This window comes from Streptomyces sp. NPDC052012 (genome assembly GCF_040689265.1).
In the GTDB taxonomy this organism is placed as follows: domain Bacteria; phylum Actinomycetota; class Actinomycetes; order Streptomycetales; family Streptomycetaceae; genus Streptomyces.
The window spans coordinates 15,314-28,417 of record NZ_JBFAXA010000013.1 but is presented as its reverse complement, the minus strand read 5'-3'; the positions used below and the strand labels follow the sequence as shown (position 1 = coordinate 28,417).

At 73.0% G+C, this 13,104-nt stretch carries 10 protein-coding genes; 5 read left to right on the top strand and 5 right to left on the bottom strand.

The genetic code is table 11. From position 1 onward, the window contains the following. Window positions 1-222 precede the first annotated feature (222 nt). The 5 genes from AB0412_RS21140 to AB0412_RS21120 all read left to right on the top strand — a co-directional run bounded on the left by AB0412_RS21140 (window position 223) and on the right by AB0412_RS21120 (window position 7,014). On the top strand, window positions 223-516 hold the full coding sequence (locus AB0412_RS21140; protein WP_095749689.1) for a DUF503 domain-containing protein: 294 nt from the start codon (window positions 223-225) through the stop codon (window positions 514-516). 48 nt (window positions 517-564) lie between these two features. Beyond that, on the top strand, window positions 565-1,014 hold the full coding sequence (rbfA, locus tag AB0412_RS21135) for a 30S ribosome-binding factor RbfA (RefSeq protein ID WP_345584610.1): 450 nt from the start codon (window positions 565-567) through the stop codon (window positions 1,012-1,014). After that, window positions 1,011-1,916, top strand: coding sequence for a tRNA pseudouridine(55) synthase TruB (gene truB, locus AB0412_RS21130; RefSeq protein WP_366404129.1), 906 nt, complete (start codon window positions 1,011-1,013; stop codon window positions 1,914-1,916). Before rbfA ends, truB begins: the two co-directional genes overlap by 4 nt. 372 nt (window positions 1,917-2,288) lie before the next feature. After that, window positions 2,289-5,930 (top strand): trypsin-like peptidase domain-containing protein, encoded by a 3,642-nt coding sequence (locus AB0412_RS21125; RefSeq protein WP_366404249.1) that lies wholly within the window; start codon window positions 2,289-2,291, stop codon window positions 5,928-5,930. 121 nt (window positions 5,931-6,051) lie between these two features. Further along, window positions 6,052-7,014 (top strand): bifunctional riboflavin kinase/FAD synthetase, encoded by a 963-nt coding sequence (locus AB0412_RS21120; RefSeq protein ID WP_366404128.1) that lies wholly within the window; start codon window positions 6,052-6,054, stop codon window positions 7,012-7,014. Between the two features lie 48 nt (window positions 7,015-7,062). On the opposite strand, the gene AB0412_RS21115 is transcribed toward AB0412_RS21120, so the two are convergent. From AB0412_RS21115 to AB0412_RS21095, 5 genes are read right to left on the bottom strand one after another with little or no spacing between them, the layout of a single operon-like run. Further along, entirely contained in the window at window positions 7,063-8,082 is a 1,020-nt protein-coding gene (locus AB0412_RS21115; RefSeq protein ID WP_366404127.1) for an ABC transporter ATP-binding protein, read from the bottom strand. Continuing rightward, a complete protein-coding gene (locus tag AB0412_RS21110) occupies window positions 8,079-9,188 on the bottom strand; it encodes an ABC transporter ATP-binding protein (RefSeq protein WP_366404126.1) in 1,110 nt (369 codons plus the stop codon). The genes AB0412_RS21115 and AB0412_RS21110 overlap by 4 nt, the downstream gene beginning before the upstream one ends. After that, window positions 9,185-10,132 (bottom strand): ABC transporter permease, encoded by a 948-nt coding sequence (locus AB0412_RS21105; protein WP_366404125.1) that lies wholly within the window; start codon window positions 10,130-10,132, stop codon window positions 9,185-9,187. The genes AB0412_RS21110 and AB0412_RS21105 overlap by 4 nt, the downstream gene beginning before the upstream one ends. Beyond that, window positions 10,129-11,205 (bottom strand): ABC transporter permease, encoded by a 1,077-nt coding sequence (locus AB0412_RS21100; protein WP_366404248.1) that lies wholly within the window; start codon window positions 11,203-11,205, stop codon window positions 10,129-10,131. The genes AB0412_RS21105 and AB0412_RS21100 overlap by 4 nt, the downstream gene beginning before the upstream one ends. 13 nt (window positions 11,206-11,218) lie before the next feature. Continuing rightward, window positions 11,219-13,090, bottom strand: coding sequence for an ABC transporter substrate-binding protein (locus tag AB0412_RS21095; RefSeq protein ID WP_366404124.1), 1,872 nt, complete (start codon window positions 13,088-13,090; stop codon window positions 11,219-11,221). Window positions 13,091-13,104: the final 14 nt, after the last annotated feature.

Below are 13,104 nucleotides of genomic sequence, written 5' to 3'. Positions count from 1 at the left end.
AGGCTTTCAGGGGTACTCGCTTGTGCCGCGCACCGGGGGGCCCTACCCCCCGGGGGGGGCGCCGGGCCGCCGCACCCGCCCCCCGCCCCCCCGGCACCGCGTGTGCTGGGGGCTTTCGCCCCCACGCACGGAGCGCAATATCCGTCGAACCCCCGCACCCCTTCGATGTACGGTTCTTGAAGGCCCATCGATCCCGTGCCGGCGGGTGAACCGGTTGCATACATGTATGTGGGGACGCTGTCCTTCGACCTCCTCCTCGGCGACGTACGGTCGCTGAAGGAGAAGCGCTCCGTCGTCCGCCCGATCGTCGCCGAGCTCCAGCGCAAGTACGCGGTGAGCGCGGCCGAGGTGGATCACATGGACCTCCACCGCAGGGCGATCATCGGCCTCGCGATGGTCTCCGGCGACGCGGGGCACCTGACCGACGTACTGGACCGGTGCGAGCGGCTGGTCGCCGGGCGCCCCGAGGTGGAGCTGCTGTCCGTCAGGCGGCGCTTCCACGGCGAAGACGACTGACGATCACAGCTGGCGAGAACTGAGACAGGAAAGAACGGGAGACGACCAGTGGCCGACAACGCGCGGGCGAAAAGGCTGGCGGACCTCATCCGAGAGGTGGTGGCCCAGAAGCTGCAGCGCGGGATCAAGGACCCGCGGCTCGGCTCGCACGTCACCATCACGGACACCAGGGTCACCGGTGACCTCCGGGAGGCGACGGTCTTCTACACCGTCTACGGGGACGACGAGGAGCGCAAGGCCGCAGCCGCCGGTCTGGAGAGCGCCAAGGGCATCCTGCGTTCCGAGGTGGGCCGGGCGGCGGGCGTGAAGTTCACGCCGACGCTCACCTTCGTCATGGACGCCCTGCCGGACACGGCGCGCACCATCGAGGACCTCCTCGACAAGGCGCGCCAGTCCGACGCCAAGGTGCGCGAGGCGTCCGCCGGAGCGACGTACGCCGGTGACGCCGACCCGTACCGCAAGCCGGACGACGACGAGACGGACGACACCGCCGAATGACCCAGAAGCACCCCACGCCCGACGGCCTTGTCATCGTCGACAAGCCGTCGGGCTTCACTTCGCACGACGTGGTCGCCAAGATGCGCGGCATCGCCCGCACCCGCCGCGTCGGCCACGCCGGCACGCTCGACCCGATGGCGACCGGCGTCCTGGTCCTCGGTGTCGAGAAGGCGACCAAACTCCTCGGCCATCTCGCGCTGACCGAGAAGGAGTACCTGGGCACCATCAGGCTCGGGCAGAACACGATCACCGACGACGCCGAGGGAGAGGTCACCTCCTCCACGGACGCCTCCGGAATCAGCCGCGAGGCCGTCGACGCCGGTGTCGCCAAGCTGACCGGCGACATCATGCAGGTGCCGTCCAAGGTCAGCGCCATCAAGATCGACGGGGTGCGCTCGTACAAGCGGGCCCGGGAGGGCGAGGAGTTCGACATCCCGGCCCGGCCGGTCACGGTCAGCTCCTTCACCGTCCACGACGTGCGCGAGGCCGTCGCCGAGGACGGCACCGCGGTGCTCGATCTGATCGTCTCGGTCGTCTGCTCCTCCGGCACCTACATCCGCGCCCTCGCCCGCGACCTGGGCGCCGATCTCGGCGTCGGCGGCCACCTCACCGCGCTGCGCCGCACCCGTGTCGGGCCGTACAAGCTGGACTCGGCGAGGACGCTGGACCAGCTCCAGCAGGAGCTGACCGTGATGCCGATCGCCGAGGCCGCCGCGGCGGCGTTCCCCCGCTGGGACGTGGACGCCCGGCGCGCCCGGCTGCTCACCAACGGCGTGCGGCTGGAGATGCCGGACAGCTACGCGGGCTGCGGTCCCGTGGCCGTCTTCGACCCGGAGGGCCGGTTCCTCGCCCTCGTGGAGCAGCACCGGGGCAAGGCGAAGAGCCTCGCCGTCTTCGGCTGACGGCGCCGGGCCTCACCAGCCGTGGAGCGGCGTCACGGGGTTGCTCATGCCGCCGCTCCACGATCCCCCTCGGTTCCCCCACCACCAGGGTGTATCCATCCAGCGCCGTTCGTTCACCCGTAGGTGCGGGCGCTCGGAGTGAAGCGGGGGAGCGGAAGGGGGCGCGTTCGCGAAGCGATCTGTCCCACTGATCATCTTCGCCGTACCGTCGGACGCAGAACCACGGATGTACGGCGGGGAGGCGGCGTGACTGCTCAGCGGATCGCCCCGGTTCAGGCGAGCACCCCCGAGCGGGGGAGCGCCCCCGAGCGGGGGAGCGCCCGCGACCGGGGAAGCGCCTCCGACCCGGCGAGCGCCCCCGACGACGCCCTCGTGCGCGTCCACGACCTCGCCGGCCGGCCGCGTGGCACCGGCTTCCTGGCCGACCACCACGGCACGCTGATCACCAGCCACGAGGCGGTCGACGGCCTGCCGCGCCTCGTGCTGTACGCCGCCGGGGGCCGCCGGTGCGCGGTGACGGCGGACTCGGTGACGCCGCTGCCCTCGCTCGGCCTCGCGCTGGTGCACAGCGAGGGACTGGGGGTGGCCCCGCTGCCGATCGCCGCGCGGGAACGCGTCGAGACCGGCACCTATGTGCGCATCGCCGCCGGAGGCTGGCGGGAGGCCCGCGTGCTGGGCGTGACCGCCGTGACGTACACCGCCGTGGACCGCTGCCACGCCCTGGCCGACGCCCTGGAACTCGCCGTGGGCACGGCGGGCCGGGACGCGCTGCGGCTGGGCGGCGGCGCGGCGGGCGGCCCGGTGCTCGACAGGGACACCGGCGCCGTGCTGGGCGTCCTGGGCACGGCGCTGTCGTCGGGCAGCAGCGATGTCGGATTCGCGGTGCCGCTGCGCCCCGGTACCGGTCCGCTCGCGGAACTGCTCGCCGAGAACGCGGCGACGGTCCCGGCCTACGGCGCCGATCTGAACCTCGCCGGGCTGCTGGAGCTCACGGCCACCTCCGTGGCGCAGGACGGGCCCCCGGGCGCGCTTCTCCCGCCGCCGGTCGAACCGGTGGAGCGGGCGGCCACGGTCGCGGAGCTCACCGCCTTCGAACAGGGCACGGCCACCGTGCTGGGCCTCGCCGGACCGCCCGGCAGCGGCCGTACGACGGAACTCGCGGCGCTCGCCGCGCGACGGCACCGGGCCGGGCGGCCGACCCTGTGGCTGCGCGGCACGGACCTGCGGGACGACGACACCTCGGTCGCGGACGCGGTCCGCCGTGCGCTGGACCGGGCGTCCCGGATCGTCTCCGCCGCCCGGCACGCCCCGTTCCCGGCCGGCGGTCTCGGCGACACCGGCCCGGAGCGCCTCGCCCGGCTCGCCCACGGCATCGGCCGCCCGCTGCTGGTCCTGCTCGACGAACCGGAGGAGATGCCGCCGGCCCTGGCCGACCGCCTCGCCGAGTGGAGCGCGGGGACGGCTCGGTGGCTCCAGGCGCAGGGCGCGCGGCTGGTGGTGGCGTGCCGCGAGGAGTACTGGGAGGAGGCGGGGGCGTGCTTCCCGGCGGAGCTGCTGCACGGACGGGAGCCCGGTGACGACCGTCTCCCCGCGTGCGTACGCCTCGCGGACCTCAGCGCGGCGGAGGCTCGGGAGGCCCGCCTGCGCTACGGCATCCCCGAGACCGCCGACATCAGACACCCCCTGACCCTGCACCTCCTCGCGCAGATCCGCGCGGCGTTCGAGGAGCGCGGAGAGGATCCGGTCACCGCCGTGGAGACGTCGCCGGGGGTGACGCTCGGGACGCAGGCACAGGGCGCAGCCCCGGCGGCCTGTGCGGCTCCGCCCGATCCCGGCGCCGGTCGCGGGCCGGCCCCGGAGACGTCCGGGCTGCCGGCCTGGACCCGCCCGCTCGCCGGGGGCGGGCCGGGCGGCCGAGCCGAGGGGCCCGGAACCGGCGCGCCCGGCGCCGGCCCCGAAGGGGTGCTCGCGGCTTCCGCCGGTGCCCGTTCCGCCGATGCGGGCCCCCACACCAGCCCGCATCCGCGCACCGACGCCCCGGCACCCGCCGCCGAACCCACCCCCGCGGACCGCGACAGTGTCCTCTCCGCCTACCTCGATCTGATGTGCCTGCGCATCGCCGTGCGCCTCGCCGCCGCGAACGGGCTGCGCGGCACGGCCGTACGGCGGCTCGCGGCCAAGGTGGCCGGGCAGGTGCACGAGGCCGCGCGGCGGAGCCTCGGGGCGGGGCAGGGCGGACTGGACCGGGAGGCGTTCGCGGAGGTGTTCCCGTGGGGTGCCGCGCCGCAGCGGCTCGGCGGCGGCACCGGCTGGGCCTCCGCCGTGCTCGCCGAAGGCCTCCTCGTACCCGCCGGATCCGGCTACCGCTTCGCCCACGAGGAGTTCGCCGACTGGATCCAGGGTTTCCACCTCGACCTGGACGGCGCCCTGCGCACCCTGGTGCACGACCGCCGGGACACCGTCCCGCACCACCGCATCGGCCCCGTCGTGCAGGCCCTGCTGCTGCTCGCCCGGCAGCACGGCCCCCGCCCCCTCGCCTCCCGGCTCGCGGACCTGGTGCACGCCCTGGACGCCGACCCCGGATCCTGGTGGGCCGCCCGGCTGCTCACCGGAACCCTCGCGCGCCTGCCCGACGCGACGCCGTACACCGAGGTGCTGCGGCTGCTCGCGGACCGGATCGTGGCCTGGCAGCAGCGGCGGACGGTGCCGCGGGGCCTCGGCCCGGCCTTCTGGGCGGAACTCCCGCTGCCGCCGGCCGCGCGCCTGGCGCTGCTGCGCCGCCTCGTGCACGCCGACCGCCCCCCGTGCGAGCCCGGCCCGCGGTTCCTCGACGAGGCCGCGCGGCTGCTCACCGCCGGCCCCGACACCGTGGTCCCGCTCCTGGTGCGCTGGTTCGACGACGAGCGGCCGCTGCCCGCCACCCCGCACGCGACCGTGGCCACGGCGGCGCAGGCCCTGCTGTACACCCACCGGCACCGCGCACCGGACACGCTCACCGAAGCCCTCGCCGACAGCCCGCACCGCAGGGCGGAGCAACTGCTCACCGCGCTCGCCGAGGAGGAGCCCACCGCGGTCTGCCGGGCCGTCGACCGCTGGGCGCGCGACGAACGCCCCACACGCCGGGCCGCGGCCGTGACCTACGGACTGCTGGCGGCCCCGCACGTCCGCGACGGCGCCGACCGCACCCTGCTGCGCTACGCGGCGCTCGCCCTGCTCGTCCGCAGCACCGACCGCGCCCTGCACGGCGGTGCCCTCGCCCTGCTCGTGCGCGATCCGAGCAGCAGGGACCGTCACCTCGCGCGGGCCCTGCGGTACTTCGCGGCCGGCGACCCCCTGCTGCCCGCGACCGCCCTCACCGACGCCCTGGCCACGCACCCCGAGCCCGTGCTCGACGCCTTCCTCGAGCGGCTGGCACGAGCGGCCGACGCCGCCGAGACCTTCCGCGTCCTCGCGGACGCCACCACACCCGAGACCGCCGCCCGGGTCGCCGCGCTCGTCCGGGAGGCGGTCGAGCGGCGGCCGGAGATCGCCGGGCACGTGGCGGCGTACACGGAGCGGCGGCTTGAGGCAGAGCCGGCCGACCGTGCCGTGCTGCCCGCGCTTCTCACCGGCCTGCTGGCCGACGGCCCGGAGCCGCTGCGGGCCGCGCTCGCCGGTGTCCTCGCCGGGCCCGGCACCCGGGCCTCCCGCCCGCTGCGCCGGAAGCTGCTCGACCGCCTGCTCGCCCAGGAGAGCGACCCGGCCGTCCTCGACGCCGTCCTGCGTGCGGCCGCCCATCGCACCGGCGACGACCTGCGCGTACTCGTCCATCGCACCGGGCTGCTGCTGATCCGCACCCCCGAGGGCGCCGCCCGCTTCGACCGGGCCCTGGTCGACCTGTCCCGGCACGTCCCGGGCTTCGCCGCCGCCGTGACCGAGTGGCTGGCGAGCGCGCCGCAGGAGTGGGCGGTGGTCGTCGGACCCAGCTCCCGGCGCACCATCGAGAACCTGGCGGGCGTGACCGTCCCGGCCTGAGCCCCGCCCGCGCGTGCACCCCGTCACAGCGCCGATGCCGATGAGGGCCCGGGGCGGGCGGCATGGCACCCTTAGACCTGCGTACTCGGTTTGGACGAGGTTTCGACAAGGAGCAGGCACAGTGCAGCGCTGGCGTGGCTTGGAGGACATCCCCCAGGACTGGGGGCGCAGCGTCGTCACCATCGGCTCCTACGACGGCGTGCACCGAGGGCACCAGCTGATCATCCGGCACGCCGTGGACCGCGCCCGCGAGCTGGGCGTCCCGGCCGTCGTCGTCACCTTCGACCCGCACCCCAGCGAGGTGGTCCGCCCCGGCAGCCACCCGCCGCTGCTCGCCCCGCATCACCGGCGCGCCGAGCTCATGGCCGAGCTGGGCGTGGACGCCGTGCTGATCCTGCCGTTCACCACCGAGTTCTCGAAGCTGTCCCCGGCCGACTTCGTGGTGAAGGTCCTGGTCGACAAGCTGCACGCCAAGGCGGTCGTGGAGGGCCCCAACTTCCGCTTCGGCCACAAGGCCGCGGGCACGGTGGAGTACCTCGCCGAGCAGGGCAAGGTCTACGACTTCGAGGTCGAGGTCGTGGATCTGTACGTGACCGGTGAGGCGGGCGGCGGCGAGCCGTTCTCCTCGACGCTCACCCGCCGCCTGGTCGCCGAGGGCGACGTCGCCGGCGCCGCCGAGATCCTGGGCCGCCCGCACCGCGTCGAGGGCGTGGTCGTGCGCGGCGCCCAGCGCGGGCGCGAGATGGGCTTCCCCACGGCCAACGTCGAGACGCTCCCGCACACCGCGATCCCCGCCGACGGGGTCTACGCCGGGTGGCTGCACGCGCAGGGCGAGGCCATGCCGGCGGCGATCTCCGTCGGGACGAATCCCCAGTTCGACGGGACCGAGCGGACGGTGGAGGCGTACGCCATCGACCGGGTGGGGCTCGATCTGTACGGGTTGCATGTCGCCGTGGATTTCCTGGCGTTCGTGCGGGGGCAGGCGAAGTTCGACACGCTGGATGATCTGTTGGTGCAGATGGGTAGGGACGTCGAGCGGTGCAGGGAGCTTGTGGCGGCGTCTCAGGGTGGTTCAGCCGGCTGAGTGCCGGGTGCGGGTGAGTGGTGGCTGGTCGCGCGGTTCCCCGCGCCCCTAGGTGGTTGCGTCTGATCGTGTCGACCAGTGGCAGGCCACTTGGGCCTCGCCGCTGCCGTCGAGGATCTGAAGGTCCTGGGTCCTGCATGCCTCCGCCAGCCCCGCCCGTTCCGCCTCTTTGCTCGCCAGGATCTGGCAGCGGGCGTGGAAGCGGCAGCCCGAGGGGATGCGGGACGGGTCCGGGGGCTCGCCGGTGAGGACCACCGGTTCGCCGGGCGCCTCCGGCAGCACCGACAGCAGGGCCTGGGTGTACGGGTGCCGGGGTGCGGTCAGGACCTGTTCCACCGGGCCCGTCTCCACGATCCGGCCCAGATACATCACCGCGACCCGGTCGGCGATGTTCCAGGCCAGCCCGAGATCGTGCGTGACGACCAGCGCGGACAGGCCGAGGTCGGTGCGCAGCCGCAGCAGCAGGGCCAGGATCTCGCCGCGCACGGAGGCGTCCAGGGAGGCCACCGGCTCGTCGGCGACGAGGAGTTCGGGCTCCAGGACCAGCGCGCCCGCGATCACCACCCGCTGCCGCTGACCGCCGGACAGCTCGTGCGGGTAGCGCAGGAAGAAGCGCTCCGGTGGCCGCAGCCCGGCCCGGGACAGTGCCTGTGCGACCGCCGCCTGCTCGTCACCGGCGTAGCCGTGGATGCGCAGTCCCTCGGCGACCGCGTCGTACACGGTGTGCCGGGGGTTGAGCGAGCCGCTCGGGTCCTGCAGGACCAGCTGGACGCGCTTGCGGTACGCCTTCAGGGAGCGGCCGGAGTAGTCCAGGGGCCGTCCGTCGAAGGTGACGCTGCCCGCGGTCGGCGCGACCAGGCCCAGCAGGGTGCGGGCCAGCGTCGTCTTGCCGCAGCCTGACTCACCGACCAGGGCGACGATCTCGCCGGGGCGGATGTCGAGGTCGACGCCGTCCACGGCGCGGGCGGCCGGCGCGCCGTGCCGGCCGGGGAAGGAGACGTGCACGCCTTTCGCGCTGAGCAGGGCGGCCGTGCCGGTGTCGGTGACGGCGGCGGGGGAGAGGGTCATGGGGTGCTGTGCCTCGCTTCCTCGCTGGGCCGTGCTGCCTCGCTGGGCCGTGCTGCCTGGCTGGGCCCTGCTGCTTCGCTGGGCCGTGCCGCCTGGTTGACCCCGGATTCCGCGCTGGTCCGTGCCCCTTCCAGGGGTACCGCCTCGGCGGTGTCGTCCGGGGCGACCCGCACGCACGCCGCCCGCCGGTCCGTGCCCGCGTCACGCAAGGGCTGGTCGTCCGTCGCGCAGGAATCCAGCGCCACCGGGCAGCGCGGGTGGAACGTGCAGCCGCCCGGCAGCGCCGCGGGGTCCGGCGGATCGCCGGCCAGGCCCTGCGGCGCGAAGCGGGAGGCCGGGTCGCCGATGCGGGGGAACGCGGCCGACAGCGCCTGCGCGTACGGATGCCGTGCGGCCTCGTACACCTGACCGGCGGGGCCCTCCTCGACCACCCGGCCCGCGTACATCACCGCGAGCCGGTCGCAGGTGTCGGCGAGCACCGCCAGATCGTGACTGATCATGATCAGACCCACGTCCTGGTCCGCCACCAACTGTTCGATCAGCCGCAGGATCTGCGCCTGGATCATCACGTCGAGCGCGGTGGTCGGCTCGTCCGCGATGATCAGCCGGGGGTCGCAGGCCAGTGCCATCGCGATCATCACCCGCTGGCGCTGCCCGCCGGACAGCTCGTGCGGGTAGGCCGTCGAACGGGCCGCCGGAAGACCGACCTGCTCCAGCAGCTCCCCGGCCCGTCTGCGCGCCGCCGCCGGTGTCGCCCTGCCGTGCAGCAGGATCGGCTCGGCGATCTGGTCGCCGATGCGGTGCACGGGGTTGAGGGAGTGCATCGCCCCCTGGAACACGATCGAGGCACCAGCCCAGCGCACCGCCCGGACCCGCCCCCACTTCATGGCCAGCACGTCCTCGCCGTCCAGCAGGATCTCCCCGCCGGTCCGGGTGCCCGCCGGCAGCAGCCGCAGCAGCGCGAGGGCGAGCGTGGACTTGCCGCAGCCCGACTCGCCGGCGATCCCGAGCTTCTGACCGGCGTTCAGCCGCAGATCCACCCCGCGCACGGCCGCCGCACCGCCCGGGTACGTCACCGTCAGGCCCCTGACCTCGAGCAGACTCATCGCGACACCCCCAGCCTCGGGTTGAGGACCTGCTCCACGGCCCGTCCGCACAGCGTGAACGCCAGCGCCACGACAGCGATGGCGACACCCGGCGGCACCAGATACCACCAGTGCCCGGAGCTCACGGCCCCCGCCTCCCGCGCGTCCTGCAACAACGCGCCCCACGACACGACCGTCGGGTCACCGAGCCCGAGGAACGCGAGCGTCGCCTCCGCGAGGATCGCCGAGGAGATGATCAGGGTCGTCTGCGCCAGCACCAGCGGCATCACATTCGGCAGCACATGCCGCGACATGATGTGCCAGTGGCCGCCGCCCAGCGCCCGCGCCCGCTCGATGTACGGGCGGGTCTCCACCGCCAGGGTCTGCGCGCGCACCAGCCGGGCCGTGGTCGGCCAGGTCGTCACGCCGATCGCCACCACGATCGTGAGCAGCGAGCGGGGCATCACCGTGGCCAGCGCGATCGCCAGCACCAGCGTCGGCATCACGAGGAACCAGTCGGTGATCCGCATCATCACCGTCGCGTACCAGCCCCGGAAGTGCCCGGCGGTCACCCCGATCAGCGTGCCGATCGCCACCGACAGCACGGCGGCGAGCAGCCCGACCAGCAGCGACACCCGCGCACCCCAGATGACCAGACCGAGCAGATTCCGCCCGAACTGGTCGGTACCGAACGGGAATTCCGCGCTCGGGCTCTCGAGCGGACCACCGGGCGCGTCGGTCACGTTGTCCACGTCGGAGCCGACCAGCAGCGGAGCGGCCAGCGCCAGCAGCGCGAACAGCAGTAGCGCGGCCAGGCCGAGGACGCCGGCCCGGTGCGTGCGGTACTGCCGCCAGAAGCGCGCGGCCGATGTGCGCCGCCGCTGCCGGGCCAGCGCTCGTGGACGCACCGTCACGGCCACGGGCGTCTGCTGGTCCGGTGTCGTCGTGCCGTTCTCGGTCGTCATCGGCCCACCCGGGGGTCGAGCAGCGGATAGATCAGATCGGCAAGGGTGTTCATCACGATCACCGCGGCGGCGAACACGAAGAACAGCCCCTGCACCAGTGGCAGATCGGGCACGCTGAGCGCCTGGTAGAACAGCCCGCCGAGTCCCGGCCAGGAGAACACCGTCTCCACCAGGATCACCCCGGCCACCGTCCGCCCGAGGTTGATGAAGATCAGCGTCACGGTCGGCAGCAGGGCGTTCGGTACGGCGTGCCGGCGCCGCACGAGATCGTCGCGCAGCCCCTTGGCGCGGGCGGTGGTCAGATAGTCGCTGCCCATCTCGTCCAGCAGCGCCGACCGGGTCACCAGCAGCGTCTGCCCGTACTCGACGGCCACCAGCGTCAGCACCGGCAGGATCAGATGGTGCGCCACGTCCAGGACGTACGCGAAGCCCTCCTCACCGCCCGACTCCATGCCCCCGGTGGGGAACAGCCCCGGCAGCGGCCCGATGCCCACCGACAGCGTGACGATGAGGAGCAGCCCCAGCCAGAACGACGGGACCGAGTACAGCGTCAGCGCGAGACCGGTGTTGAGCCGGTCGCCTAGCCGCCCGTGCCGCCACGCCGAGCGCGTCCCGAGGAAGATCCCCAGCACGGTGTACAGCACGAAGGCGGTACCGGTGAGCAGCAGCGTGTTCGGCAGCGCTTCGGTGATCTTGTCGATCACCGGGGCGTTGAACTGGTACGACGTCCCCAGATCACCGGTGAGCGCCTTGCCGCAGTAGTCGGTGAACTGCTGCCACAGCGGCAGGTCCAGACCGAACTGCTCCCGGTAGCGGGCCAGTTGCTCGGCCGACACCTGCCGTCCGCCGGTCATGAACTTCACCGGGTCGCCGGGGATCAGCCGGAACAGGAAGAAGCTGGTGACGAGCACGGCGAGCAGCGACACGGCAGCGCCGGCCACCTTGCCGGCCACGTACCGCAGATACGCGGTGGAGGTACGGGCCCGCGGCCCGCGGGGCGCCGCCGGCCCCTCCTGCACCGGTCCGGCGGCTCCCGTCTTCTCGATCGGCGCGGACGCCGCGTCAGCGGTCATGGGCACCCGTTCACTATTCACGTTCCTCGGCGGTGGCCCGGCGCCGCATCGCCACGAACGCCCCCAGCCCCGCGAGGACGACGACACCGGCGACGATCCCGACGACCACACCGGCCGACGACGAGTCGTCCGAGGACCCGCCGGAGTCCGCCGGCACCGCCGACCACCAGCTCCAGTAGCCGTCCTGGCCGTAGATGTTGCCCGCCTTGGCCGGCATGGTGGTGATCGACTCGATCTGGTCCGTGCGATACGCCTCGACCGCGTTGGGATAGGCCATGACGTTCATGTACCCGAGGTCGTACAGCCGCGACTCCATCTGCTTGACGATGTCCGCCCGTTTGGCGGGGTCGTACTCGGCGAGCTGCTGGGCGTAGAGCTCGTCGTACTTCTTGTCGCAGATGAAGTTGTCGGTCGCGCCGGTGTCCTTCGGGGTCGCCGGGAGCGCCGCGCAGGTGTGGATGGACAGCACGAAGTCGGGGTCAGGGTTGACCGACCAGCCGTCGAAGGCGAGGTCGTACTCACCGGCCAGCCAGGGGTCGGTCACGTTGTCCAGGCAGTTGAGCGTGACTCCGATGCCGAGCTCGCCCCACCACTCCTGGAGGTACTTGCCGATCGCCTTGTCGTTCGGGTCGGTGGCGTGGCACAGCACCCGGTAGGTGATCGGCTTGCCGTCCTTGCCGACGCGTTTTCCGTCGCCGTTCTTCTTCAGACCGGCCTGGTCCAGCAGCCGGGCCGCCTCGGCGGGGTCGTACGCCAGCTCCTGGTCGGGTGACGGCTCCCAGAAGTACTGCGAGAAACGCGGCGGGATGTAGCCCGCGCCCTCGACCGCGTGGCCCTGGAACACCTTGTCGATGATGGTCTTGCGGTCCACCGCCCTGAACAGCGCGTGGCGCACCCGCTGGTCGAGCAGCGAGGGGTGCCCGTCACCCATCTTCTCGCCGTTCTTCGCCTTGGCACCCGGGTTGGTGGCCAGCGCGTAGAAGCGGCGGCCGGGAGCGTCGTTGACCTTGATGTTCTTCTCGCTCTTCAGCGAGGCGGCCTGAGCGGGCGTCAGCGACGGCGACCCGGCGACGAACGACACCTCGCCCTTGCGCAGCGCCGACACCGCCGCGTCCTGGTCCTTGTAGTAGCGGAAGACCAGCTCGTCGAACTTCGGTGCCCCGCGCCAGAAGTCCTTGTTGGCCTTCAGCCGCACATAGCTGTCGGCCTTGTAGTCGGTGAGGATGAACGGCCCGTTGCCGACTACGGGGAAGTCCTTGTCGTTGTTGAACTTGGAGAAGTCGTCGACCTTCTCCCACACGTGCTTGGGCACGATCGGCACGTCCAGCGCCGTCATCGTGGCCTGCGGCTTCTTCAGCTTGATGACCAGCTGGGTCGGGCTCGGGGCGGTGACCTTCTCGAAGTTCGCGACGAAGCTGCCGTTGGCGGTGGCCGCGCCCTCGTCGGTCATCATCGTGTTGAACGTCCACGCCGCGTCCTCGGCGGTGGCCTGCTTGCCGTCCGACCACTTGGAGTCCGAGCGGATGGTGTACGTCCAGGTCAGCTTGTCCGGGGACGACTCCCACTCGGTGGCCAGACCCGGGATGACGTGGTTGTCCTTGGGGTCGTAGTTGGTGAGGTACTCGTAGGTGAGCCGGTGGATGCTCGTACTGAGCAGCCGCACCGCCAGGAACGGGCTGAGCGAGTCGACGCTCTGCGCCACCGCGACCGTCAGCACCTTCTTGCCGTCGTCGGCCGCCCGGGCCTGCTGCGGTGCCGGGTTGAGCGGGGTCGCGAGCCCGGCGGTGAGGGTGAGCGCGGCGGCACCGGCCGCCGCGACGAGCCGGATACGGCCGGGAGTGCGCGCCGTGCGCTGTGGGTCGCCGTACTGATCGTTCGTGTCCATAGGGTCGCTGACCT

What these genes read in the sequence shown, in the direction of transcription:
- AB0412_RS21140 (WP_095749689.1), top strand. Translation starts at nt 223, where the DNA reads ATGTATGTGGGGACGCTGTCCTTCGACCTCCTCCTCGGCGACGTACGG.
- truB (WP_366404129.1), top strand. Translation starts at nt 1,011, where the DNA reads ATGACCCAGAAGCACCCCACGCCCGACGGCCTTGTCATCGTCGACAAG.
- AB0412_RS21115 (WP_366404127.1), bottom strand. Translation starts at nt 8,082, where the DNA reads ATGACCCTCTCCCCCGCCGCCGTCACCGACACCGGCACGGCCGCCCTG.
- AB0412_RS21110 (WP_366404126.1), bottom strand. Translation starts at nt 9,188, where the DNA reads ATGAGTCTGCTCGAGGTCAGGGGCCTGACGGTGACGTACCCGGGCGGT.
- AB0412_RS21105 (WP_366404125.1), bottom strand. Translation starts at nt 10,132, where the DNA reads ATGACGACCGAGAACGGCACGACGACACCGGACCAGCAGACGCCCGTG.
- AB0412_RS21100 (WP_366404248.1), bottom strand. Translation starts at nt 11,205, where the DNA reads ATGACCGCTGACGCGGCGTCCGCGCCGATCGAGAAGACGGGAGCCGCC.
- AB0412_RS21095 (WP_366404124.1), bottom strand. Translation starts at nt 13,090, where the DNA reads ATGGACACGAACGATCAGTACGGCGACCCACAGCGCACGGCGCGCACT.